Source organism: Leucobacter sp. 1207-22, from assembly GCF_052850455.1.
On sequence record NZ_VXCR01000008.1, the window covers coordinates 1 to 22,620 of the forward strand.

Genomic DNA, 22,620 nt, shown 5'->3' on the forward strand with positions numbered 1-22,620 from the left:
TTCGAAGGCCTCCGCGAGTACAAACGCAAGCGGATCGGCTAGCGGTAATGTTGGCGCTAAACCAGGCGGTCTCGCAACCACCGGTGACAATCTCCACTGGCCCGTGTTAGCGGGGATTGCTCTGCTGCTAGTCGCTGGTACAGGTCTAGTCATAGCAGCACGCGTAAAAAGGCAAGCAGAAACTCCTTCTGTTTAATAGGTGAGGCCTTGTTGGCTGCGGTGCCGAAGTTCTAGACTCTAGCACCGCGGCCAACGGACTCTGTTTACCACTTTCAGTGTGCTGTCTAAGCTGGATGCTTAGACAGCACACTGTTGTGTTGCAATGAAAGAGGTTCCATGAGTTCACCCCGTCTTAAACGCAGGTCATTGATGGTGCGGGGATCAATGACCGCAGCTGTACTCTTTGTCGCTTGGCATGTATTTGCATCTTTTCTCTGGATCGCACCTCCGGCACCGATACGAGAGCTGGCTCCTGGCAACGCGCTCAGTAGCTACATGCTTCCCATGTTCGGCCAATCCTGGAGCGTATTCGCCCCAGAACCCATCAATGGCGACTACCGAATCCAAGTACGAGCACTCGTCGACAACGAAGGAGCAGAAAAGACCACTGAATGGGTCGATGCTACCGAGGTCGAACTGTCTATGATCCAGTACAACCTGTTTCCGCCACGTGCAGGTATTGGCAGTAACGAAGTAGCAAGCCAACTCAAGACCGCCTTTGACAGTCTCACAGCTGACCACAAGGTCATAGCGGGGCTCAACTATTTCGCCGATGACTGGAACCAACGTCTTCAAGAGAAGATGAAGTCATACGGAGATCCAGAGGTTGTTGACACTTTCATAGCTAAAGAGCAACAAGCTCTCGCGTATGCAACCCAAGTTGCATACGCGATGTGGGGCGAAGAAAGCGTTCTGCGCGTGCAGTATCATGTCACCCGGCAAAATATTGTTCCTTTTGATAAACGTCTAGATCCTGAAGCACAACGTCCACCAGTACAGAACGTTGATGTTGGGTGGCGTGGCACTGTCGTACGAGATGGGCAAAGCTCTAAGGCGTTCGCCGATGTCTTTCAGCGTCAGTACAAGAAAATTCACCCAGAAGGGGCTCAACAATGACTAACCCTGTGCCCCCCTCAGAAGGCTTGCGCATACGCTCTGCTCTGAATTTCCTCAAGTTACTCACCGCTCATTTGAAGAACGCTTTTATGAGTGTGTTGATCACCAGTATTAACTTCATCGAGACCTGGCTTCTTGACTCTCGAAAGGCGCTCTATGGCATTTCGGTGACACGGATTCTTTTGGGAAGCGCAGCACTTGGCTTACTTCTATCGAACTATTCAACGAGGCTTTACAGCTTTGGGTCTGGGTCGGTCTGGAATGGCGAAGTTATCGAAGCTAAGAGTGAATTCCCGAAGATCTGGCTGTTCAGCATCTTTCATCGCGCGATCACCAACGACATCGCTTATTCGCTGCTATACGTAGTTCTCATCATGCTTGCTGTCCTGGTCGTCTTGGGGTGGCGATCAAAAGTTCTACTACCGGTCTTTTTCGTCATGTGGGTGTCTTTCATCGAAGCTAACGACATGCTCGGTGACCAGGGCGACAACATGTTCCGAATCGCTATGCTGATCATGCTCTTTATGGATACATCAGCTCGATGGTCCTTGGACGCTAGAAGACGTAACCGCAGACCTGCAGTTGATGATTCGGCGCCGGCAAGGCAGATCGGCAATCTTCTGCATAATCTAGGTCTCGTTGCACTCACCGCACAGGTCTGCTTCGTCTATGCTTCGGGTGCGCTATACAAAGCCGGTGGCAGCCCCTGGTCTGGCGGTTACGCGGTATATAACCCGCTACAGACCGAACGATTCGGCACATGGCCGGTGCTCTCTGATCTAGCCACCCACTGGGGACCTGCTGTCACGATTGCCAGCTGGGGGTCTATCATCATTCAGGCCGCATTCGTGTTTATGCTATTGAGCCGTCCAACCCGAATAATCGGACTCCTCGCGATTCTGAGCTTCCACATCGGTATCGCCATTCTGATGGGTCTGCCCTGGTTCTCGCTGACAATGATAGCTATCGATTCTATCTTTATCCGCGACCGTACTTGGATCCGTCTGCAGGAGCGAACCCGTGCGCTCTCTGCGCAAGCACACTCAATGTCGTCCCAGGATGGCTAGGGTCTGATGCACGTGTAGGTGACAGTTTGGTTAGGCAGCGAGTGCGACCTGTTTGTTCATGATGGTCTCGTATTCGATCGGCGTCAAGCGCCCCAACCGGGCCTGTCTGCGGCGTCGATGATAGGTGCGCTCGATCCATGCCACGATTGCTGACCGGAGCTTGTCCCGAGTCGTTCAGGTCTTTCGGTTCAGGACGTTTTTCTGGAGCAGACTAAAGAACGACTCCATTGCCGCGTTATCGCCCGCAGCACCCACACGCCCCATCGAGCCGGCCATCCTGTGACAGGTGAGCGCGCGCTGTAGTTTCCGGCTTCGAAACTGGGACCCACGATCCGTGTGCAGCACACACCCTGCGACGCCACCGCGGCGAAGCACGGCGTTGTTCAACGCGGTCACCGCAAGCGAGGAGGTCATTTGCGCGTCGATGGAGTAGCCCACGATACGGTTCGACTACACGTCTTTCACCGCGCACAGGTAGAGCTTGCCTTCACCCGTCCAATGCTCGGTGATGTCCGAAAGCCATAACTCGTTCGGGGTAGCGGCCACGAACTCGCGCTGCACCAGGTGGTCACGCACGGGCGGGCCGGGCTTTCTGCTCTTCCCTCGTGTTTTCTTCTTCCCAAACGCTGACCACCACTGCTGATCACGACAAAGCCGCCACGCAGTTCTGTTAGCCATCTGCTCGCCGAGGCTCTTCGCTTCGTCTGCGAGGAACCGGTACCCGAACTCGGGGTCTTCAAGGTGGGCGTCGTAGAGCGCGTTCGCGCGATACGCCTGCGTAAGGTCACGCTCAGGCACTGGGTTGCGGAGCCAGCGGTAGTAAGGCTAGCGGGAAAGCTTCAATACCCGGCACGACACCACGACAGGGACCGCGTCACCGGCGAGCTCTTTCACGAGCGGGGAGAGCCTGTCCCGGCAGGTGCGCCTGCGAGAGATACGCGGCCGCACGACGAAGCACTTCCACTTCTTACTCAAGGAGCTTGTTCCGTTTACGAAGCTCACGCAGCTCAGCATTCTCAGGCCGGGTCACGCCAGGGTTCTGGCCCTGTTCGACGCGTTCCTCTCGAAGCCATTTATCGAGCGTTCCAACGTGGATTCCGAAGTCCTTCGCGATCTGCGCGAGTGTCACTTCCGGGCCGCGATTTATCGCGATCCGGATGACGTCATCACGGAACTCTTTCGGGTAACGAGGAGGCATAGGTTCATCCTTCCAGGCCAGCCGAAACTAGCCATGTCGAATGTCACCAATTCTTGCAGCAGACCCGAACGTACTACGCAGGCGAGCACACCATCTCGCTACAAGTTAATGGAATCGCAACAAGACCGGTTCCGTTCTCTCTGAACATATAGACCGAACAGAGCTTTTCAGTTCTGTAGCTGACCCTGAACCGGCAGGCGAGCACCAAGCAAGCGTGTGCAAGAAATGTACAAACACTGGATTCCACCAGCCATTTGAGCCACGCACGGCACAACCGTGACGGCGCTGGCTGTCGGCCAGAATCGGACTAGGGAGACCGATAGAGCAACATCAGCACACGCGTATCAGCGCTGCCGGAACTTCCATCAGCATTCTCCATCTACAACAAAACCCCCGCCATAAGCGGGGGTTTTGTGCGACTCTTCGTAGCTGAGGCGGGACTCGATCCCGCGACCTCACGATTATGAGTCGTGCGCTCTAACCAGCTGAGCTACTCAGCCATACTTGGCCCGAAGACCAAAAGAGTCAGAGCCCCGAGCCAGGATTGAACTGGCGACCCCTTCCTTACCATGGAAGTGCTCTACCACTGAGCTATCGGGGCGTCGTTGTCTCTGCGACAACCGTTATACAGTACCAAGAGATTTTGAGGCCTTGCAAATCGAGCGCCACAAACTGCGCGAGTTTGGCTCTATCACTGGGATCTAGGGTGACATGCGGGCGTGTCGATCGGCCACTTTCAGAGACCCAGCGGGGCCCATCTCCCCGAGGAGTCTTGCTCGGTTTCGCGGCGGCTCCGATCCGCGCCCCGCAGCGACCGATCATGCGCCCCGATCGCCTACGATCTAAGGAGACGAAACATCGCAGCCCCACCTCAAAGGAGCCCACACCGTGAAGAATGCAGTCGTGACCACGATCGGTCTGGTCTTGGCGGCCTGGATGTCGCTGAGCCACTGGGCGTTCGGCATCGGTGGCCCGCTGACGTGGTGGTACCTTCCCTGCATCGGCCTCACATACGCAGCACTGCAGCTGTGGTTTGTGCAGCGCCTGCGCGTCACTGAGGCAAAGGGCAAGCGGACGAGCCGCAGCACGATCGTCGCACTGATTCTGTCGTGGGTGAGCGCGATCGGGTTTGGCCTCACTGTGCCGAACGAGGTCGCTGGCGAGCTCGTCTCGATCGTGAGCCCCGCATCTGGTGGCGGTCTGTCGATTGGCATGTCGATTGCGCTGTGCAACCCACTCGGCATCATCGCCTTCACGATCGCTGGCATCGCAATCGGATTTGCGTTCACCGATTCACGTGACAAGCGCACCGAAGACGAAGAGTATTACCCGGGCGAGGGCGAGATGCCCAAGCACCCGCTCGCTTAAGTCGCGAAGGCCGCGCGCGGCCGCGCCCAAGAGGCGTACGCTGAAGCAATGAGCACTCATTCTTTCGCGTCCGATAACTGGGCAGGCATCCATCCCGAAGTTCTCACCGCGATTGCCGAGGCAAACGTTGGCCATCAGCCCGCTTACGGTGGCGATGAGTGGACAGCACGCTTCCAGGGCCTCGCACAGCAGCTCTTCGGAGCCGATGCCGTGGCGTTCCCGGTGCTCAACGGCACCGGCGCAAATGTGCTCTCGCTCCAGGCCGCATCACCGCGTTGGGGTGCGATCATCTGCGCCCGTACCGCGCACATTTCGACCGATGAAACGGGCGCGCCTGAGAAGACGGGCGGGCTGAAGCTTCTCACCGTCGATACGCCCGACGGCAAGCTCACTCCTGAGCTGGCCGCTCGTGAGGCGTGGGGATTCGGCAGCCCTCACCGCGCAGAGCCCTCGGTCATTTCGATCTCGCAGTCGACAGAGTTTGGCACGGTCTACACCGCCGCCGAGATCCGCGCGCTCGCTGACTTCGCGCACAAGCACAACATGCTGCTGCACCTCGACGGTTCACGCCTGGGCAATGCGGCGGCGTTCCTGGGCACATCACTCGCAGAGCTGACGACCGACGCTGGTGTCGATATCCTCAGCCTCGGTGGCACGAAGAACGGCCTCCTCGGGGCCGAGGCTGTCGTCGTGCTGCGACCCGGATCCGCGCCCGGCCTCCCCCACCTCCGCAAGATCAACTTGCAGCTTGGCTCAAAGATGCGATTCGTCTCGGCGCAGCTGCTTGCGCTGTACGAGGGTGATCTGTGGCGACGATCCGCATCGCATGCAAACGCAATGGCCGTGCGCCTCGCTGACGGCCTCGCTGCGATCCCAGGGGCGCGGATCGCGCACGCAGTGGAATCCAACACCGTGTTCGCGCATCTTCCCGCCGAGATGGCAGCGCGCGGCCAGCAAGCATTCGCGTTTGGCGGCTGGCCAGGCGGCGCTCCGGATCTTTACCGCCTCATGTGCGCCTTCGACACGACCGAGGCCGACGTTGATGCGCTGCTGGCGGCATTCGTGGGTCAGGCGAGCTAGCGCGACTCCGCAATGAACTTCGGGAGCCGTCTGATCGCGATCCCGCCCATCACGAACGACCCGACAGACAGCACGAGCATCGTGAGGAAGGTCGGGGCCGCACTCTCGGTGCCAAACACGCTGCCGAGCGGGGTGCCAAGCGCCCCAAAAAGAAACTGACCGAAGCCAACGATTGACGATCCCGCGCCAACCATGCCAGCTGCCTGGCCAACAGCGAGCGCCGAGGCGCCTGGCATGATCATGCCGGTCGCGAAGGTGAAGGTCGCGATGATTGCAACGTATGCGGGCAATGGGAAGGTGCCGAGCAGTGCGAGCGAGGCACCAGTGGTGATCATGAGCATTTGCACGCATTGCCCGACGCGGAGTGAACGGTGGGGGCCGATCCGCCCAGCCAGTCGCCCGTTGAACAGCGCACCAACCATGAAGGTGACCGAGCCAAACGAGAAGATCAGCGAGTACTGCACAGGCGAAAGCTCATAGATGCCCTGCGCGATGAACGACGAGGCGCTGATGTAGACCATCATCGCGGCGTATCCGAGCCCGAATGCGAGCGCAAAGCCCATGAACTCTGGCCTGCGCACGAGTCTGCCGATGTTGCCCGCGAGCACCCGCGCGTCGAACGGCTGGCGCTTGTCGAGCGGGAGGCTCTCGGGGATCCGCAGTGCCGCCGCAACAAACATGCCAACTGAGAGCAGGCTGAGGCAGATCATTGGGGCACGCCATCCGCCAAGCTGCGTCAGCCACGCACCGATCGGGTTGCCGAGCGCTGGTCCGAACGAAATGATCACGAACAGAACGCTGTACGCCTTCGCTGTGCTTCGCGGATCTGAGATGTCAGAGATGACCGCGCGCGCAAGCACCGTTCCTGCCGCACCGGCAAGCCCTTGCAAGAACCGCACCGCGATGAACATCTGAATCGACAAGCTGAAGACCACCGTGACCCCGCACAGCGCAAAGATCGCAAGCCCAACGAGTAGCGTAAACCGGCGTCCGAGCGCATCCGAGATCGACCCGATGATGAGCTGACCGCAGGCGCCACCGACCAAGAACGCGGTCAGGGTCAATTGTGCGCCAGAAGCGCCTACGCCGAACGCGTCAGTGATGCTCGGGAACGCTGGCAGGTACAGATCGGTTGACAGCGAACCGGCCATCGAGATGTATCCGAGAACGAGCATCAACCCCGGGGTAATACGTCCCGCCTGAGGGGCAGCGCTGCGTCCGATCATCATTCCAGGCTATCGCAGGGATCGTTCGGGCCGCAGCAGGCCTGTCACATATGAAAGCGCCCCACACACCGGTTGGCATGCGGGGCGCTCACAAGGCTGCGAACGAATTACAGCCCGGCAACTCGCGAGAGGAATTCCTTCGTCTCGGGGTGCTGCGGATTATCGAAGATCTGCTCGGGGGTACCCGATTCGATCAGGCGTCCCTTCGAGAGGAACACCACGCGGTCTGCGACCTTGCGCGCAAACGACATCTCGTGGGTCGCCATGACAATGGTCGAGCCCGACTGCTTCAGTTCGCCGACGAGATCGAGCACCTCGCCCACGAGCTGTGGGTCAAGCGCACTCGTAATCTCATCGAGCAAGAGCAGGCGCGGATCAGTCGCGAGCGCACGCACGATCGCCACACGCTGCTGCTGACCACCAGAGAGTCGATCAGGGTATTCCTTCGCCTTCGCACCGAGACCGATGCGCTCAAGGAGTTCCATACCGCGCTGCTCTGCGTCGCGCTTCGAGACGCCGAACACCTTGCGGCTTGCGAGGGTGACGTTGTCGAGCACTGAGAGGTGCGGGAACAGGTTGTAGTGCTGGAAGACGACGCCAACCCGTGCGCGCACGCTATCAACGTCGACGCGAGGATCGGTAATGTCTTCGTCACCGAGGAAGATCTGACCGTCATCAACTCGCTCAAGCAGGTTGATGGTCTTCAGCAGGGTCGACTTGCCAGAGCCACTCGCGCCGATGAGCACGACGACCTCGTGGGCCTTGACGTCGAGATCGATGCCACGCAAGACCGGGGTCTCGCCGAACCACTTCTGCACGCCTCGAACGCTGAGTACGGGCGTTGCCGTGTTGTCGGCACTCATACCTGACCACCAATCTGCTCGCGGCGCTGTGCGCGTGCGGTGTACCAGTCAGTGACGCGGATCATCGGCCACGACAGCAGCACGAAGAAGATACCGGCGACGACGTATGGCGTGAAGTTGTAGATACCTGCGACTTCAATCTGGGCGGCGCGGATCGCATCAACTGCGCCGAGCACCGAGATCAGGCCGACGTCTTTCTGCATCGACACGAAGTCGTTCATGAGCGCTGGCGTAACCTTGCGGACGGCCTGCGGCATGACCACAAGACGCAGCGTCTTCGAGTGGCTCAGACCGAGCGACCGTGCGGCCATGCGCTGCGACGGGTGCACCGCTTCAATTCCAGCACGCAGCACCTCAGCAACGTACGACGAGTACGTCAGAGTGAGAGCAATCGCACCCCAGAACTGCATCGGCATCTTGCCAACGAACCCGAGACCAGGCAGACCGAAGCCGACCAAGTAGAGCACGAGCAGCACGGGAATACCGCGGAAGAAATCGGTGTACAACGCCGCACCCAAACGGATCGGGGTGAACACGGCTCCCTTGAGCGTACGTGCAACGGCGAGCAGCGAGCCGAAGATCGCAACGAGGATCGAGGTGAAGAACAGCACCTGAATGTTCAGCCACAGACCCTTCAGGATCTCTGGAGCTGAACTGACCGCGACATCCCAGTCGAAGAAAGACTTCTTGACGTCTTCCCAACCGGGGCTATTGACGAGCACGATCCACACGACCGCGGCAAACACGAGCGTGCTGACGAGGCTGATCGCGAGTGACTTCGTGCTCTGCTTACGACGGTACGCACGACGCCCGACCTCTACCGCGCTGGGTTCGGGTCGGGCGTCGTGAACGCTAGGCGTTACTGCTGTCACAGAAGTATTCGCCTTACTTCAGTACGGGAACGCCACCGTTGTCGGCGATCCACTTCTGTGCCAGCTCATCGAGCGTGCCGTTGTCGCGCAAGGTGTCAACAGCCTTGCTGACCGGAGCGGTCAACGGTGAATCCTTCGCAAGCAGCAGTGCGAACTGGTCGCCTGCTTCGTCGGTGTCGATCTGGCCAACGAGCTTGCCGTTATCGAGCACTGCGTACGCGTTGTAGAACGCGGTGGGCAGGTCGGTGACGAGCGCGTCAATGTTGCCAACAACGAGTGCCTGGACGGCATCTTCGTTGCTGTTGAAGATCTGGGGGTCGGTGCCGAGCTCGTTCTTCACGGTGTTGATCGAGGTCGAACCTGCGGCAACACCGATCTTCAGTGGCTTGAGGTCTGCGAGTGCGGTAGCGCCGTCAGCCTTCGAGCCTTCGGTCGTCACCACAGCCTGTGTAGTCTCGTAGTACGGAGTCGAGAAGTCAACCGCGTTCTCGCGCTCAGGCGTTGCCGAGTACTGCTGCAGGTTAAAGTCGAAGTCCTTCGGGCCCGGTGCAATCGCGGTGTCGAAGGGGGTGCGGATCCACACCACATCTTCCTTCGCGAAGCCCAGCTCGTCAGCGACAGCGTATGCAACTGCTGCTTCAAGGCCTTCGCCTGACTCGGGGTCATCGTTCTCAACCCACGGCGAGTATGCCGGGTTGCCGGTGGCAATGGTGAGCTTGCCCGGGGTGACGGTCTCGAGACCGTTGGTGGTCTCGGGTGCGGTCTCGGCCGATGCACACGATGAGAGTGCGAGCAGTGCTGCGAGCGCGCCCGCGACAGCGGACGAGCGACGAAGGAACTTGCGGTTCACTGGTGTCTCCAAAGGTTCTGGCGCGCAGCTGCGGATATGCGCGCTAATCGTCAATTCTACTCGGTCTCGAGACGCCAGTCCGCAAAGTCGAAACCTGGCGTAACCATGCAGCTCACGAGCACATTTTCTGCACCGGGATTGGTGCGCTGCCAGACCCCTGCTGGCACGAGTACCTGCTGCTGAGCACCCGGAGTTCCCGGGGCTCCGAGCAGCACCTTTTCACCGTCGACCGGGTGTTCCCCCGTTCCGCCGAACTGCAGTTCGAGCGTGCCTGGTCCGTGCCACAGCCACATCTCATCGGAACTTACGACGTGCCATTCCGAGCGTTCACCCGCAGGCAGCCAGAAGTGAATCAGCGTCACAGCTGGGCGCAGGCCTCCTGCAGTATCGATTGCGTCGGTCGCCGTGTACATGCGGCGGTAGTAGCCACCCTCTGGGTGAGGCTCAAGGCCGAGGGCTGCAATGGGGTCGTACGCTGCATCAGTCATGTGCTGCACTCTTTCTCGTGGTCTGGTTTTCTGGGCGCGGATCCCTTGGCACGGGCCGCAAATACTGTGTGGGCATGACCTGCCCGCGGGGACTTAGGCGCGGAACCGCTCGACTCCGGCGACGATCGTGCGGCGACAGGAACCAGCGCCAGCTTCCACGAGTTCGGCGAGAGCTGCGTCAGGATCAGCGGCGTCAATGTCGAAGAACGCGAGATCTGCGAGGGCGCCGACGGCGAGCTGGCCGATCCGCTGCGGGCCAACACCGAGCCCGAGGGCAGTCGCGCCACCGAGCGTGACCGCGTTGAACAGCCGCTGGTGCAGGTCGCGATCTCCGTAGCCCTGCTCGCGCGCGATCTTGTACAGCAGTGCAACGTCAGCGAGTAGATCAAGCGACGGCGACGAAGACAGCGAGTCCGTGCCGACGCAGATGAGGTTGCCCTCACGCAGGTACGCCGCGACGGGAGGCATGTCGAGGCCAATGACCTCATTCGAGCGTGGGCACAGCGCGACCGACGTGCCTCGTGCGCGCAAGAGCGAGCGGTCACGATCGGTCATGTAGACGCCATGTGCGATATGGCAGTCAGGTCCGAGCACACCCAGGTGGTCAACGAACTGGGTCGAGCTCACACCGACGCCGCGGTGACGCAGCGCGCGGAAACTTTCAGCGCCCATCTCGGCCCACTCATCATGGTTCGACTGGTGTTCGAGTTCCATGTGCGCTTCGGCGAGGTGAATGTGCAGGCGCATGCCACGGCCGCGCACGAGGTCTGGAACATCAAGCAGCGGCTGCACTTCAAGCGAATAGGGTGCGTGGGGAGAGACGCCAACACCGGGGGTCGCTGGCATCGTGTCGAGCTGGAGCGCAGTTTGGTCACGGCCGGTCTGCTGCCACTCGTCGTTGCTCCAACCCATGACCTCCCAGTACGCGATGCCGTGCATGCCAGCGTCGTGCAGTGCAGAGGCCGCTGCGGTGTCGGTCACGACATCGGCAGCTGCGGTCGTGCCGCTTGCGAACGCGAGCTTCGCGCCGCGAGCTGCCGCTGCGCCCCAGTCATGCGTGCGGCCCTCATAGACCGTATCAAACGCGACAGACCAGTCATCAAAACCGTTGTAGGTGCGCTTTGCAACCTCAGCCATGCCCGTGTACTGCAGATGGGTGTGGCCGTTCACGAGACCGGGAGTGAGTACTCCGGCCCAGTGTTCCTCGGCAAAGTCGATGCCGTTCTCGCGCAGTGACTGCACGACCCAGCCGCGATCGCCCACGTGCATGATGCGGTCTCCGCGCACCGCGACAGCGCCGTTCACAATGCGCGGACCGGTCACTGGAATCACCAGGTCTGCGCTGTACACGGTCACCGTCGGGGTCTCAACCGCCTGAGCTGGCTTGCCGGCCTGCTGGGCTGATGCTGCGCGATCCGCGCCCCCATCGCTCTGGACGGTCTGCGCTTGGTAGCGCTGATTGCGCCAGTCGGCAGCCGCGTGCTCCTGGGCGGCGTTCTTCGTGTCGACCGTGCTGCCGTGCGTTGCGAGCGCGAGACGGGCAATGCGCTGTTCTTGGTCGCCAGAAAGCGGGAAGATGCCTGGCGCGAGCCGAGCATCGCCGAGCGCGCCCATGTCGAGAAGCTGGCGCAGCGCGGCAAGCTGCGCTGCGAACGAGAGGTCCATGATTTCGATGGGGTTGCCACCGCTCGCCGTGTAGTTCACGCCGTATCCATGGGCCAAGATGATGACCTCGTGCGCGGCGCCTGCAACGCCAACATCGATCGTGCTGATCTGGGGCGTTAGATCATGCATCGGCCGGTCTTCGAAGTCGACCTCGGCGTCGACGCCGCCCGCCACCGCGAAGACGGTGCCCGGGCGAGCATGACGAGCGAGTGGGAGGTCGACCGTGCCAGGGACACCCGACGCCGAAACGATGACATCTGCAATCGCGGCCGCATCTGCGGCGAGCGCGACATCGTATCCGTCGGCCTCTGCGGTGAGTGCGCGAACGGTATCGAGCTCTGCGATGACGACCTTTGCGCCCAGCGCACGCGCGTGCCGGGCAACGCCAGCGCCGACCGGGCCGTACCCAAGCACGAGCCAGGTTGACTCTGCAGTCTGGGGTACCGGCATTCGGCGGATCTCGCGGAGCGTCTCAAGCTCATCGACGATTGCGAAGACACACGTCTGCCCGGTGCCATGCAGGTTGTCGAAGAGTGTCTTGACCGCGGAGTCATTCACCGGGACGACAGGGATCTCGAGCTTGCCGTCTGCGTGCATGTGGCGAAGCGGACGCACACCGCTCGTCGTTTCTTCAGCCGCTCCGCGCAGTGATGCACGGGCCTCTGGCATGAGGTGAGCGAGACGAATGAGGTGGGCGCCGTCGTCGATGAGGAGCTGCGGCTTCCAGCGAATGAGATCGCGCGCCTGTTCTGCCTCGTGTTCGGCGTCAGCGTCGTCGCTTGCGAGCACAACGATGCCGCGGGCACGCAGCGCCGCTGCCGCTTCGGGGTCGACCTCGTTTGCTGGCGCGAAGACGCGCACATCGGCACCGGCCCGCGCAAGCTCAAGTACGAGCACAGCGGTCTTCGGCTCAAGCACGAGCACGACACCAATGCGTACGCCGCGCAGATCCCCGCTCGCTGCAAACTCTTCTGCAAGCTCCCGTGTGATCGGCATGTACTTGTGCGACCACTCGATCCGCGCGGCACCGCGCTTCGCGAGCGAATCCCCCGCTGTTGCGGTGGCTGCCGGGCCGACGGGGGCTGCACCCTCTGCGATGCAGATCGGGGCTGCCTCGTCGGCTGTGATTGCTGTGCTGCCTGTGGGCAACGCTGACGCATCGGCTGCAAACACGACTTCAACATCGTGAGGAACCGGCACTCCCTGCTCAAGCACCGTCACGCGCGCCCCCATGTTTGCGAGCATCTGCTGCAGCGTCGCGGTCATGCCAGGCGCAGTTGTCTCACGCATGACACCGATGCGGGTGCCTGCGATCAAACGGTTCGTTGAACGATTAAACCGAGCGATCAGTCGCTCGGCACGGTACACATCAGAAGCGGGACTCACCCTTCTATTCTCTCAGGGTGAGTCCCGCTTCATGCTGGGTACTCAGTTGGGGTGAGCGACAGGTACGTTCAGGCACAGTCACACGTTCAGCGCTAGATCTCTGACCAATAGCTCCGAAATCCAGGCATGACGGCGGCACCGTCCCAGACTTCGGCAGCAAGACGTCTGCAGAGTCCTTCGCCCATCTCAAACCATTCGTCATCAAGAAGCGGTGTCTCGCCAAGTTTCTCCGTTTCATTGATCTGAGCATCCGCTACTACCTGCCAACGCTTGCACCAAGGTCTGAGTTCTTGCGTAAGCGTGGTGCTCAGCCCGAATTCAAAGGGCTCAACCGGACCGACTCCGTTTTCCCACAGCGGCCAAACGTTTCCGTGCGCAGGGGTGAACCGCAGCACCCTCAACGTGCCTTCCCGAATCATTGAGTCACGGCGCTCAACTTCTGCATCGGTGGGCGGCTGGCTCCCCCACATCCAACCGGTTGCTCCTGCAGTCGGTTGCACACCAACGAAGGTGCCGTCAGACTGCACGAGATACGGAACCTGTGTCATTTGGCGGCCTCCCTACGCCGTAAATGGCACACCCAGGGGCGAGCTTTACGCCACCCCTGGGTGCTGTGTCTTTCCCGCTCACACGGGTTGCCGGTTGGCTAGTACTCCTCGCCGAAGCTCGACCCGACGGTCGGCGCTCCCTCATTGGTGAGTTCGAGGCTGTTGCCATCAGCAGCAACGTCCATGCGGACCGCATCACCATCACGCACGGTGCCCGAGAGGATCGCCCGCGCAAGGCGGTCGTCGATCTCGGTCTGCATGAGGCGACGCAGCGGACGTGCACCGTAGACGGGGTCGTATCCGCGATCCGCCAACCACTGCCGTGCAGCAGGGGTGACGCCAACAGTGAGGCGTCGATCCGCCAACCGTGCCTGAAGACGGTCGACCGACAGCCCAACAATCTGCGCGAGATCTTCGCGCGACAGCGGGTGGAAGATGACCATCTCGTCGAGGCGGTTGATGAACTCGGGCTTGAAGGCGCGGCGCACGGTCTCGCGAACGGCGCTCTCCTTCTCGCTCCACTGCAAATCAGGGTCTACGAGGTACTGGCTTCCCAGGTTCGATGTGAGGATCAGGATCACGTTACGGAAGTCAACCGTGCGCCCCTGACCGTCGGTCAAACGACCATCATCAAGCACCTGCAGGAGAACATCGAAGACCTCGGGGTGAGCCTTCTCAACCTCGTCGAGCAGCACGACCGAGTACGGGCGACGGCGGACTGCCTCGGTAAGCTGACCACCCTGCTCGTACCCGACATACCCTGGAGGGGCACCGACAAGACGCGAGACCGAATGCTTCTCGCCGTACTCGCTCATGTCGATACGCACCATGGCGTGCTCGTCGTCGAAGAGGAACTCTGCGAGCGCCTTCGCGAGCTCTGTCTTACCAACACCGGTTGGGCCGAGGAAGAGGAACGAACCAGTCGGCCGGTTCGGGTCAGCAATACCAGCGCGGGTACGACGCACCGCATCTGCCACCGCGGTGACCGCATCGCTTTGGCCGATGAGACGCTTGCCCAGCTCGGATTCGAGCGCGAGCAGTTTCTCTGTCTCACCCTGCATGAGGCGGCCAACAGGAATGCCCGTCCATGCGGCAACGACGTTCGCAATGTCTTCGTCGGTGACCTGGTCATTCACCATGCGCGGTTCACCGTCAACGGTGTCGGCAGCCTCGGCCTGCTCTGCTTCAGCCAGCTGCTTCTCGATGACCGGAATCTCGCCGTACAACAGCTTCGACGCACGCTCCAGGTTGCCCTCGCGCTGAGCACGCTCGGCGTCCATGCGCATGCGGTCGAGCTTCTCACGCAGCTCACCCACGCGGTTCAGCGAGGCACGCTCGCGTTCCCACCGAGCTTCAAGGCCACCAAGTTCGGTCTCCTTGACTGCGAGGTCAGCGCGCAGCTTTGCGAGACGCTCCTTGGAAGCGTCGTCCTTCTCCTTCTTGAGCGCGAGTTCTTCGAGCTTCAACCGATCAACCGCGCGACGCAGCTCATCGATTTCCATCGGGGCCGAGTCAATCTCCATACGCAGGCGTGATGCGGCCTCATCGATCAGGTCGATCGCCTTATCAGGCAGCTGACGCGAGGTGATGTACCGGTCAGACAGCGAAGCCGCAGCAACAAGTGCGGAGTCAGCAATCGTCACCTTGTGGTGCGCTTCGTAACGTTCCTTCAGGCCGCGCAGAATCGCAATGGTGTCTTCAACGGCTGGCTCACCGACGTACACCTGCTGGAAGCGGCGCTCGAGCGCGGCATCCTTCTCGATGTACTCGCGGTACTCGTCAAGCGTCGTTGCGCCAATGAGGCGCAGTTCGCCGCGGGCAAGCATCGGCTTCAGCATCTGTGATGCCGCGACCGAAGACTCACCTCCACCAGCACCCATGAGCGTGTGCAGCTCATCAATGAAGGTGATGATCTTGCCGTCAGACTCTTTGATCTCCTGCAGCACTGCCTTCATGCGCTCTTCAAATTCACCGCGGTACTTCGCACCGGCGATGAGTGCCGAGATGTCGAGGCTGATGAGCTCTTTGTCTTTCAAAGACTCAGCAACGTCACCGGCGACGATGCGCTGCGCGAGACCTTCGACCACGGCAGTCTTGCCGACGCCGGGCTCACCGATGAGTACGGGGTTGTTCTTTGTTCGTCGAGTAAGCACCTGGCTCACGCGACGAATCTCAGCGTCTCGACCGATCACCGGGTCGAGCTTGCCCGAGCGCGCGACCTCCGTCAGATTCACACCGAACTGTTCGAGGGCGCTCTGTCCTTCTTCACCCTGGGCCGGGGTCCAATTTGCCTGCATGTCGCTCCTTCAATGCTGTCGTGGGTCTGCGGGCGGATCGCGGTCACATCGACGCGCGTGCTCAAACTTGAGCTTGATTGACTCAAGTTTATCGAAAGGTTTGGAAAAATGCCAGATCGGAGCACATCATTTGCCCTCTGTTCACTCTGAGCTAACTCCCACTTCGCGCTGTGCGCAACCCTGAATGTGCCGTGCAGCTCTGCGCCGTGTTCGTGCGCTTGCTAGTTCTCGTTCCACCTTTCGCGTTCGGGATAGAGTGGCCGTCTATGACAAACGCGGCCCAAACTCCGACTCACAGCCGCGCCACCTGGATCCTGCTCATCGCCGCAGTCTGCCTCGTCGCGCTCAACCTTCGCATGACCATCACAGGCGTCGGTCCGTTGCTCGACGAGATTGCCGAGACCGAAGGCGGCAGCCCAGCGGTACTGGGCCTGCTCGCGTCGATCCCCCTCTTCAGTTGGGCTGCTTTCTCGCCGCTCGCACAGTCGTTCGCCGCTAAGGTCGGCATCGACCGCGCGGTGAGCTGGGCGCTGCTCGCGCTGACACTCGCAAACGTCTGGCGCGTGATTCCCGGCTCCCCCATCAACATCTGGGCCGGAACCGTCCTCCTCGGTGCCTCCCTCGCCGTCGGCAATGTCTTGCTCCCCGCAACGATCAAACGCGACTTCGGGCCTCGCGTTCCACTCATGATGGGCATCTACTCTGCTCTCCTCAGTGGTGCCGCGGCAATCGGAGCCGGCATCGTCGCACCGATTTCCCACTTCACACCCGCCTCGGGCGAACCGCTCGGGTGGCGCATCGCGCTCCTTGCGACGGGCCTGCTGGCGTTCCCCGCGCTCATCCTGTGGGTGTTCGCCTCGCGCGTTCGCACCAAGAGCGAGCGTGCACGCGCAGACGTTGGGGCGGGCTCGGATCCCGGATCCGCCGACGCAGCTGCCGCCCGATCCGCCGCCCCAGAGTCAAAGCTTGGACTGCGCGTCTGGACCGACCGAGTCGCGTGGACCATCGCGATCTACATGGGATGCCAGTCGGCCACGTTCTATACCTGGGCGACCTGGCTCGTATCAGTCGATATGTCGCGCGGGACGACAGCGATCGCCGCAGGCGCGCACATCATGGTCTACCACATGAGCGGAATGATCGGCTCGTTCGTCACACCGTTCATCTGGCGCGGAAAGATGCGGAAGATCTACCCGCCCTTGCTGCCCTTCATCATGGCGCTCTGCGCGCTCGGGTTCATCGGGGCACCCAGCGTGTTCGTTCCACTGCTCGCGGTGAGCGGATTCATGACAGGATCATCACTCAGCGTCGCCCTCACCATGGTCGTGCAGCGCTCAGGAACCGCCAATGTCGCGGCGGCCACATCAGGCATGTCACAGTCGCTCGGCTACCTCATCGCGGGCATCGCACCGGTGCTCTTCGGCTGGCTCTACCAGGTGGGTGGCAATTGGTGGCTCCCGCTCGTCGTTGTGCTCGTCGCAACTCTCACGCAGACCGCGGCTGGCGTCTCGCTCATGCGTGAGCGAATGGTGTTCGGGCGCGCGAGCGAGTTGCGGGCGTAGGGTTCTAGGCGCACAAAGGGGGCGGGCGTCTGGGATTCCAGATGCCCGCCCCCTTTGCAGTGTTTGCGTTTGTGTTCTCGCTCGCGCTTGTGCGCCTAGACCGCGCGCAGAATAACCGCGCTGCCCTGGCCGCCACCGCCGCAGATACCCGCGGCACCCAGCGAACCGGAGCCAAGTTCGGCGAGCTGACGTGCAAGCGTTCCAACGATCCGCGCCCCTGACGCGCCGATCGGATGGCCAAGTGCGATCGCTCCACCGTGACGGTTGACGATGTCGGCGTCGATGCCAAGATCGCGCACCGACTGCACCGACACCGCAGCGAATGCCTCATTGATCTCAACCGCTGCAAGATCGGTCGCGGTCGCATCGGTCTTCGCAAGCGCGGCGCGGATCGCCTGCGCAGGCTGCGAATGCAAGTGCGTGTCGGGTCCAGCGACGAACGCGGTCGCCTCGACGCGAGCGATCGGAGTTAGCGCGAGGCGCTCAGCCGCCGCCTCACTCACGATCACGAGCGCGGCTGCGCCATCGGTGATCTGTGACGCGTTGCCCGCAGTGATCGTGCCGTCTGCTGCGAACGCCGGGCGCAGGCCAGCGAGCGATTCGGTCGTGGTGGTCGCGCGAATGCCGTCGTCGGTTGTGACAACCTGGTCTCCGCGACGTGACTTCACCGTGAAGGGTGCGATCTCGCCAGCAAGGAAGCCTTCTGATGCCGCTGCGAGCTGGTGCGAACGGGCGGCGATAGCGTCCTGCTCGTCACGCTTGAGGTCGCGATCCGCGTTACCCGACTCGGTCAGCGCACCCATCGCAGTCTTGCTGAATGCGTCAGTGAGGCCGTCATGCTCGGCGGTGTCGACGAGGGTGCCTGGGCCGAACTTCACACCCGCGCGCAGTGCGATGGTGTGGGGTGCGAGCGACATCGACTCCTGCCCAACCGCCACAACGATGTCAGCTTCGCCTGCCTTGATGAGGCGGACCGCCTGCGACACAGCCTCGGTTCCCGACAGGCAGACTGCGTTGATCGTGATGGCTGGGACGTTCATCGGGATGCCCGCCGCGATTGCGGTCTGGCGTGCTGGGTTCTGACCAGCTCCGGCCTGAAGCACCTGGCCCGCAACAAGCTGATCCACCTGGTCTGGAGCGATACCCGCGCGCTCAAGCGCAGCCGCGGTCGCGTGTGCGCCAAGTGCCGTGGCAGGCTGCGCCGCGAGCTGACCTGTGAACTTCGTAAACGGGGTACGGGCATAGCCCACGATCAACGCCGACATCGTTATCTCCTCGCTGCCGCGGATCCACTCACACGGCGATCACACCATCTTGCCGGGTTCTGACCGCTCGCGCACGCATGGATTGCCCAGCCTGCGGGGTGCGCGAGTGTGCAATGGTGCGGGTTTGTGTCGGGGCAACCGCTCTGTGCTGCGTTTTGGCCCGCTCGCTCTCCCGACCCCTACGCCCCAGCTGTTACTTCTCGCCAATATGCATTCGGCCCTCAGTATGCGCCTTGTGCTGAGAACCCCTCTATTGAAGGCCGAAACCATACTGACGGCACGAGGCAACTAGCCACAGGCAAGGGTGGCCGGAGGCCACCCGCGTCAGCACCAAGTCCGTGCAGCTCCAGCCGGGCTCCACCTTGATCAGGCTGCCGCGGTTGGGCCAGCACCCCAACCTTGCCCACATTGCAGTTGCCCACTGGTTTCCTTGGCCGCGTGGTGAACTTCAACCGCGGCCGTCCTCACGCTCAACCTCTCCGCTGATTTTTTGCCCCGCTCGCCCTCCCTTCGTCTGGAGATCGGCCGTCGTTAGGACGATTTCACCTGTTTTCTTTCAGAGGAAGGAGCTTTTTCAAGACCAAGCAAAGGCGCCAGCGAGCTGCGCATCAGAAAACTCCCTGAATTCAGACTTGACCTTGACGTTACGTCAAGTTTTAACGTGAACTGTGGTGAGCAACCGTTCACCAGAAGACAGCGAAAGAGTCAGGCAACACCATGGAGCACTCCATCCAGCAGATCGCACGCGCGGCCGGAACCACTTCGCGCACGCTGCGGCACTATGACGCTATTGGTTTGCTCGCACCGAGTCGCATCGGTGCAAACGGGTACCGCTTCTACGACGACAGTGCGTTGTTGCGATTGCAGCGGATCCTGCTCCTCAAGGAGCTTGGGCTCGGACTCGAAGCCATTGCCGAGGTGCTCGCAGCGCAGGAGTCGCAGAGTGCTGACACCGCAAAAACGAGTGCAGCCTCAGAGCCAGCTCAGGATCACCGCCTGGCAGAGATAGACATTCTCACGTCTCACCTCGCACTGCTCGAACGTGAGCACGAACGAGTCGCAGCGCAGATTGGTTCAGTGCAACGCACGATCGCAGCTCTCCGTCGAACGGCGGCGAACGCACAACAGCAGGAGTCTTCTTCACGAAAACCAGACATTCAGGAGTTGAATCTCATGGCAGAAAACATTTTCGAAGGCTTTGATCACACCGCCCATAGGGAGGAGGTCGAGCAGCGCTGGGGCGCTGCCGCCTATCAGCAAAGCGATGCGTGGTGGCGGTCACTCTCGAAGCGCGACCAGCACGAATGGAAAGCCGCAGTCGCTGAACTCTCACGCGACTGGACGGCAGCAGCCGAACGTGATGAAGATCCCACCGGCCAATCCGGCCAGGCGTTGGCGGCCCGTCACGTTGCATGGCTCCGCAGCGTGCCAGGTACCCCGGCGGCTGACCCTGAAGGCGACCTTCGCGGGTACGTGCTCGGCCTCGCCGAGATGTACGTCGCCGATGACCGCTTCGCCGCCAACTACGGCGGCACGAAAGGCGCGGAGTTTGTACGCGCTGCGCTCATCGCGTACGTCGGCTCGAACGCGAACTAGTCGTGAACTTCTTGTAATTACAAGAAGTTCACGACCGGCAGATGCTTCGGAAGTTCGGCCAGACGAGAACCAAACACCAGTGGCCCGGGCACAATCAAGTGCCCGGGTCACTGCCACGCCTGCCGCCTCACTCGTTCTGTGAGCGAACGAGACCAGACGAAGAATTACCAGATGCTGACGCGCTCTTCGGGATCAAGCCACAGCTTGTCGCCTGGCTTCGTCGAGTATGCCTCGTGGAACGCCTCAAGGTTCGCGACAATCTGGTTGCAGCGGAACTCGTTCGGCGAATGCGGATCAATCGTCAGCAGGCGCACAGTCTCTTCGGGGCGTGACTTCTGCTGCCAAGCGGTCGACCACGAGAGGAAGAAGCGCTCAGCGCCGGTGAGTCCGTCAATGACCGGTGACTCTGCGCCGCCGAGCGAGCGCAGGTACGCCTTCCACGCGATCTCAAGCCCCGAAAGGTCGCCAATGTTTTCACCAATGGTGAGCTCGCCGTTGACCTTCTGGCCGTCAGCGCCCTCGGGCGAAAGCTCGTTGTACTGACCGATAAGTGCGCCGGTGAGCTTTTCGAAGGCCGCACGGTCGTCTTCGGTCCACCAATCGGTGAGCTTGCCGTCACCGTCGTAGCGCGAACCCTGGTCGTCGAAGCCGTGACCGATCTCATGGCCGATCACTGCACCAATTGCACCGAAGTTCGTCGCCGCATCCCACGTGACGTCAAAGAACGGGGGCTGCAGAATCGCAGCAGGGAACACGATCTCGTTGAAGCCCGGGTTGTAGTAAGCGTTGACCGTCTGCGGGGTCATGAACCACTCGTCGCGGTCAATCGGCTTGCCGATCTTGCCAAGCTCGCGCACGAACTCCTGCTCAGAGATATGCCGCGAGTTGCCGATGAGGTCACCCGAATCGACCACCAGCGCCGAGTAGTCACGCCACTTCACGGGGTAACCGATCTTCGGGGTGAACTTATCGAGCTTCTCGAGTGCACGCTCGCGAGTTGCGGGGCTCATCCACGCGAGATCAGTGATCGAGTCGCGGTAAGCCTCGATGAGGTGCGCCACAAGCTCGTCCATCGCAGCCTTCGCACGCTCGTCAAAGTGACGCTCGACGTAGATGCGGCCGACAGCCTCGCCCATCGCACCCTCGACGAACGAGACGCCACGGCGCCAGCGCTCGCGCTGCTCAGGAGCACCGGTGAGCGCGGTGCCATAGAAATCGAAGTTCGCACGCGAGATCTCCTGCGACAGGAGGGCCGCTGATCCGCGCACAATCTGCCAGACCAGCCAAGCTCGCCATGCCTCAAGCTCGTCAGCGTTGTCGCGCGCGCCAGCGAGCAATTCAGCAAGACCAGCGATGGCCTCAGGCTGCGCGGCAACGACCTCAGCAAATGCTGCTTCGGGTGCGCCCATCGCAGCAAGGTACGCGGTCCAGTCGAGACCGGGGGTCAGCTCCTGCAGGCCAGCGAAATCACGCAGGTTGTACATCTTCTGGATGTCGCGGCTCGCAACCTTGTCCCAGTGCGATGCAGCAATGCGAGCCTCAAGCTCGTAGGCAAGACCGCCCAGGCGGTCGGCGTCTGCAACACCAGCAAGGCCGAGCATGCGCGAGATGTGCGCGCGGTACTGCTCGCGGATCTCAGCGAACTGCTCCTCGCGGAAGTACGACTCGTCAGGCAGACCAATACCGCCCTGCATCACGAAGGTGATGTAGCGCGAGGGGTCACCAGGATCGTTGTCGATGAACATGCCGTAGAAACCACCGACGCCAGCGCGCTCGAGCTGAGCGGTGACCTCGATGAGTTCGTCAACCGATGCGACGGCGAGCGCACGCTCGATGTCTGCACGAATTGGCTCTGCCCCAAGCGCGTCAATGCGCTCGGTGTCCATGAAACTTGCGTAGAGGGCTGCGACCTTGTCTGCCTCGGTGGCTGCGGGCGTACCCGGTGCAGGTGCGGGTGTGCCAGTGATGATCTCTCGCACCGCTTCTTCAGCGTTCTCGGCAAGCACGGCGAACGAGCCGTATCGCGCCTTGTCTGCTGGAATCTCGGTGCGGTCCATCCACTTGCCGTTGACGTGGCGGAACAGGTCGTCCTGCGGTCGGACGGCAGCATCGAGCTCGGCGAGATCGATGCCGGATACGAGGGGGCCGTTTGCTGCGTTGCTCATGCGATTCA

Annotated in this window: 17 protein-coding genes, 2 tRNA genes and 1 pseudogene; 7 read left to right on the plus strand and 13 right to left on the minus strand. The window is 61.4% G+C overall.

Going from position 1 to position 22,620, the window contains the following annotated elements; genetic code table 11:
* The 3 genes from FW756_RS11485 to FW756_RS11495 all read left to right on the plus strand — a co-directional run.
* On the plus strand, positions 1 to 196 hold a 196-nt coding region (locus FW756_RS11485; protein WP_446430296.1), incomplete at its 5' end, for an LPXTG cell wall anchor domain-containing protein.
* A 188-nt stretch (positions 197 to 384) separates the two neighbouring features.
* Positions 385 to 1,116, plus strand: coding sequence for a DUF5819 family protein (locus FW756_RS11490; RefSeq protein ID WP_446430297.1), 732 nt, complete (start codon positions 385 to 387; stop codon positions 1,114 to 1,116).
* A complete protein-coding gene (locus FW756_RS11495; RefSeq protein WP_446430298.1) occupies positions 1,113 to 2,183 on the plus strand; it encodes an HTTM domain-containing protein in 1,071 nt (356 codons plus the stop codon). The genes FW756_RS11490 and FW756_RS11495 overlap by 4 nt, the downstream gene beginning before the upstream one ends.
* A gap of 30 nt (positions 2,184 to 2,213) precedes the next feature.
* Here FW756_RS11495 and FW756_RS11500 read toward each other — a convergent pair.
* The 3 genes and pseudogenes from FW756_RS11500 to FW756_RS11510 all read right to left on the minus strand — a co-directional run bounded on the left by FW756_RS11500 (position 2,214) and on the right by FW756_RS11510 (position 3,982).
* Positions 2,214 to 3,381: pseudogene (locus FW756_RS11500) on the minus strand (IS3 family transposase).
* A gap of 426 nt (positions 3,382 to 3,807) precedes the next feature.
* A tRNA-Met gene (locus FW756_RS11505) sits at positions 3,808 to 3,881 on the minus strand.
* 29 nt (positions 3,882 to 3,910) lie between these two features.
* A tRNA-Thr gene (locus FW756_RS11510) sits at positions 3,911 to 3,982 on the minus strand.
* A 287-nt stretch (positions 3,983 to 4,269) separates the two neighbouring features.
* Between FW756_RS11510 and FW756_RS11515 the strand changes: the two genes are divergently transcribed.
* Together FW756_RS11515 and FW756_RS11520 are read left to right on the plus strand one after the other, a co-directional pair.
* Positions 4,270 to 4,749 (plus strand): hypothetical protein, encoded by a 480-nt coding sequence (locus FW756_RS11515; protein ID WP_446430299.1) that lies wholly within the window; start codon positions 4,270 to 4,272, stop codon positions 4,747 to 4,749.
* A gap of 48 nt (positions 4,750 to 4,797) precedes the next feature.
* A complete protein-coding gene (locus tag FW756_RS11520) occupies positions 4,798 to 5,829 on the plus strand; it encodes a threonine aldolase family protein (RefSeq protein ID WP_446430300.1) in 1,032 nt (343 codons plus the stop codon).
* Here the strand turns inward: FW756_RS11520 and FW756_RS11525 are convergent.
* The 8 genes from FW756_RS11525 to FW756_RS11560 all read right to left on the minus strand — a co-directional run bounded on the left by FW756_RS11525 (position 5,826) and on the right by FW756_RS11560 (position 16,024).
* Positions 5,826 to 7,055 carry a multidrug effflux MFS transporter gene (locus FW756_RS11525; RefSeq protein WP_446430301.1) on the minus strand — a complete coding sequence of 410 codons (1,230 nt, stop codon included), beginning with the start codon at positions 7,053 to 7,055 and terminating at the stop codon, positions 5,826 to 5,828. The genes FW756_RS11520 and FW756_RS11525 overlap by 4 nt on opposite strands.
* A gap of 107 nt (positions 7,056 to 7,162) precedes the next feature.
* Positions 7,163 to 7,918 carry an amino acid ABC transporter ATP-binding protein gene (locus FW756_RS11530; RefSeq protein ID WP_446430302.1) on the minus strand — a complete coding sequence of 252 codons (756 nt, stop codon included), beginning with the start codon at positions 7,916 to 7,918 and terminating at the stop codon, positions 7,163 to 7,165.
* Positions 7,915 to 8,790, minus strand: coding sequence for an amino acid ABC transporter permease (locus tag FW756_RS11535; protein WP_446430303.1), 876 nt, complete (start codon positions 8,788 to 8,790; stop codon positions 7,915 to 7,917). The genes FW756_RS11530 and FW756_RS11535 overlap by 4 nt, the downstream gene beginning before the upstream one ends.
* Positions 8,791 to 8,803: 13 nt before the next feature.
* A complete protein-coding gene (locus FW756_RS11540) occupies positions 8,804 to 9,640 on the minus strand; it encodes an ABC transporter substrate-binding protein (RefSeq protein WP_446430304.1) in 837 nt (278 codons plus the stop codon).
* 56 nt (positions 9,641 to 9,696) lie between these two features.
* Positions 9,697 to 10,128, minus strand: coding sequence for a cupin domain-containing protein (locus tag FW756_RS11545; RefSeq protein ID WP_446430305.1), 432 nt, complete (start codon positions 10,126 to 10,128; stop codon positions 9,697 to 9,699).
* A 93-nt stretch (positions 10,129 to 10,221) separates the two neighbouring features.
* A complete protein-coding gene (locus FW756_RS11550; protein WP_446430306.1) occupies positions 10,222 to 13,179 on the minus strand; it encodes an adenosylhomocysteinase in 2,958 nt (985 codons plus the stop codon).
* Between the two features lie 92 nt (positions 13,180 to 13,271).
* Entirely contained in the window at positions 13,272 to 13,727 is a 456-nt protein-coding gene (locus FW756_RS11555; RefSeq protein ID WP_446430307.1) for a hypothetical protein, read from the minus strand.
* 98 nt (positions 13,728 to 13,825) lie between these two features.
* Positions 13,826 to 16,024 (minus strand): ATP-dependent Clp protease ATP-binding subunit, encoded by a 2,199-nt coding sequence (locus tag FW756_RS11560; protein WP_446430308.1) that lies wholly within the window; start codon positions 16,022 to 16,024, stop codon positions 13,826 to 13,828.
* A 266-nt stretch (positions 16,025 to 16,290) separates the two neighbouring features.
* Between FW756_RS11560 and FW756_RS11565 the strand changes: the two genes are divergently transcribed.
* Positions 16,291 to 17,586 (plus strand): MFS transporter, encoded by a 1,296-nt coding sequence (locus tag FW756_RS11565; protein ID WP_446430309.1) that lies wholly within the window; start codon positions 16,291 to 16,293, stop codon positions 17,584 to 17,586.
* Between the two features lie 95 nt (positions 17,587 to 17,681).
* Here the strand turns inward: FW756_RS11565 and FW756_RS11570 are convergent, their stop codons facing one another.
* Positions 17,682 to 18,851 (minus strand): acetyl-CoA C-acyltransferase, encoded by a 1,170-nt coding sequence (locus FW756_RS11570; protein WP_446430310.1) that lies wholly within the window; start codon positions 18,849 to 18,851, stop codon positions 17,682 to 17,684.
* Between the two features lie 717 nt (positions 18,852 to 19,568).
* Between FW756_RS11570 and FW756_RS11575 the strand changes: the two genes are divergently transcribed.
* Positions 19,569 to 20,447 carry a MerR family transcriptional regulator gene (locus tag FW756_RS11575; RefSeq protein ID WP_446430311.1) on the plus strand — a complete coding sequence of 293 codons (879 nt, stop codon included), beginning with the start codon at positions 19,569 to 19,571 and terminating at the stop codon, positions 20,445 to 20,447.
* Between the two features lie 164 nt (positions 20,448 to 20,611).
* Here FW756_RS11575 and FW756_RS11580 read toward each other — a convergent pair whose 3' ends face one another.
* Entirely contained in the window at positions 20,612 to 22,612 is a 2,001-nt protein-coding gene (locus FW756_RS11580) for a M13 family metallopeptidase (RefSeq protein WP_446430312.1), read from the minus strand.
* Positions 22,613 to 22,620: the final 8 nt, after the last annotated feature.

Bases quoted from the DNA above. Each gene is read 5' to 3' on its own strand.
- FW756_RS11490 (WP_446430297.1), top strand. From the start codon at position 385: ATGACCGCAGCTGTACTCTTTGTCGCTTGGCATGTATTTGCATCTTTT.
- FW756_RS11495 (WP_446430298.1), top strand. From the start codon at position 1,113: ATGACTAACCCTGTGCCCCCCTCAGAAGGCTTGCGCATACGCTCTGCT.
- FW756_RS11520 (WP_446430300.1), top strand. From the start codon at position 4,798: ATGAGCACTCATTCTTTCGCGTCCGATAACTGGGCAGGCATCCATCCC.
- FW756_RS11525 (WP_446430301.1), bottom strand. From the start codon at position 7,055: ATGATCGGACGCAGCGCTGCCCCTCAGGCGGGACGTATTACCCCGGGG.
- FW756_RS11530 (WP_446430302.1), bottom strand. From the start codon at position 7,918: ATGAGTGCCGACAACACGGCAACGCCCGTACTCAGCGTTCGAGGCGTG.
- FW756_RS11545 (WP_446430305.1), bottom strand. From the start codon at position 10,128: ATGACTGATGCAGCGTACGACCCCATTGCAGCCCTCGGCCTTGAGCCT.
- FW756_RS11555 (WP_446430307.1), bottom strand. From the start codon at position 13,727: ATGACACAGGTTCCGTATCTCGTGCAGTCTGACGGCACCTTCGTTGGT.
- FW756_RS11560 (WP_446430308.1), bottom strand. From the start codon at position 16,024: ATGCAGGCAAATTGGACCCCGGCCCAGGGTGAAGAAGGACAGAGCGCC.
- FW756_RS11565 (WP_446430309.1), top strand. From the start codon at position 16,291: ATGACAAACGCGGCCCAAACTCCGACTCACAGCCGCGCCACCTGGATC.
- FW756_RS11570 (WP_446430310.1), bottom strand. From the start codon at position 18,851: ATGTCGGCGTTGATCGTGGGCTATGCCCGTACCCCGTTTACGAAGTTC.
- FW756_RS11575 (WP_446430311.1), top strand. From the start codon at position 19,569: ATGGAGCACTCCATCCAGCAGATCGCACGCGCGGCCGGAACCACTTCG.
- FW756_RS11580 (WP_446430312.1), bottom strand. From the start codon at position 22,612: ATGAGCAACGCAGCAAACGGCCCCCTCGTATCCGGCATCGATCTCGCC.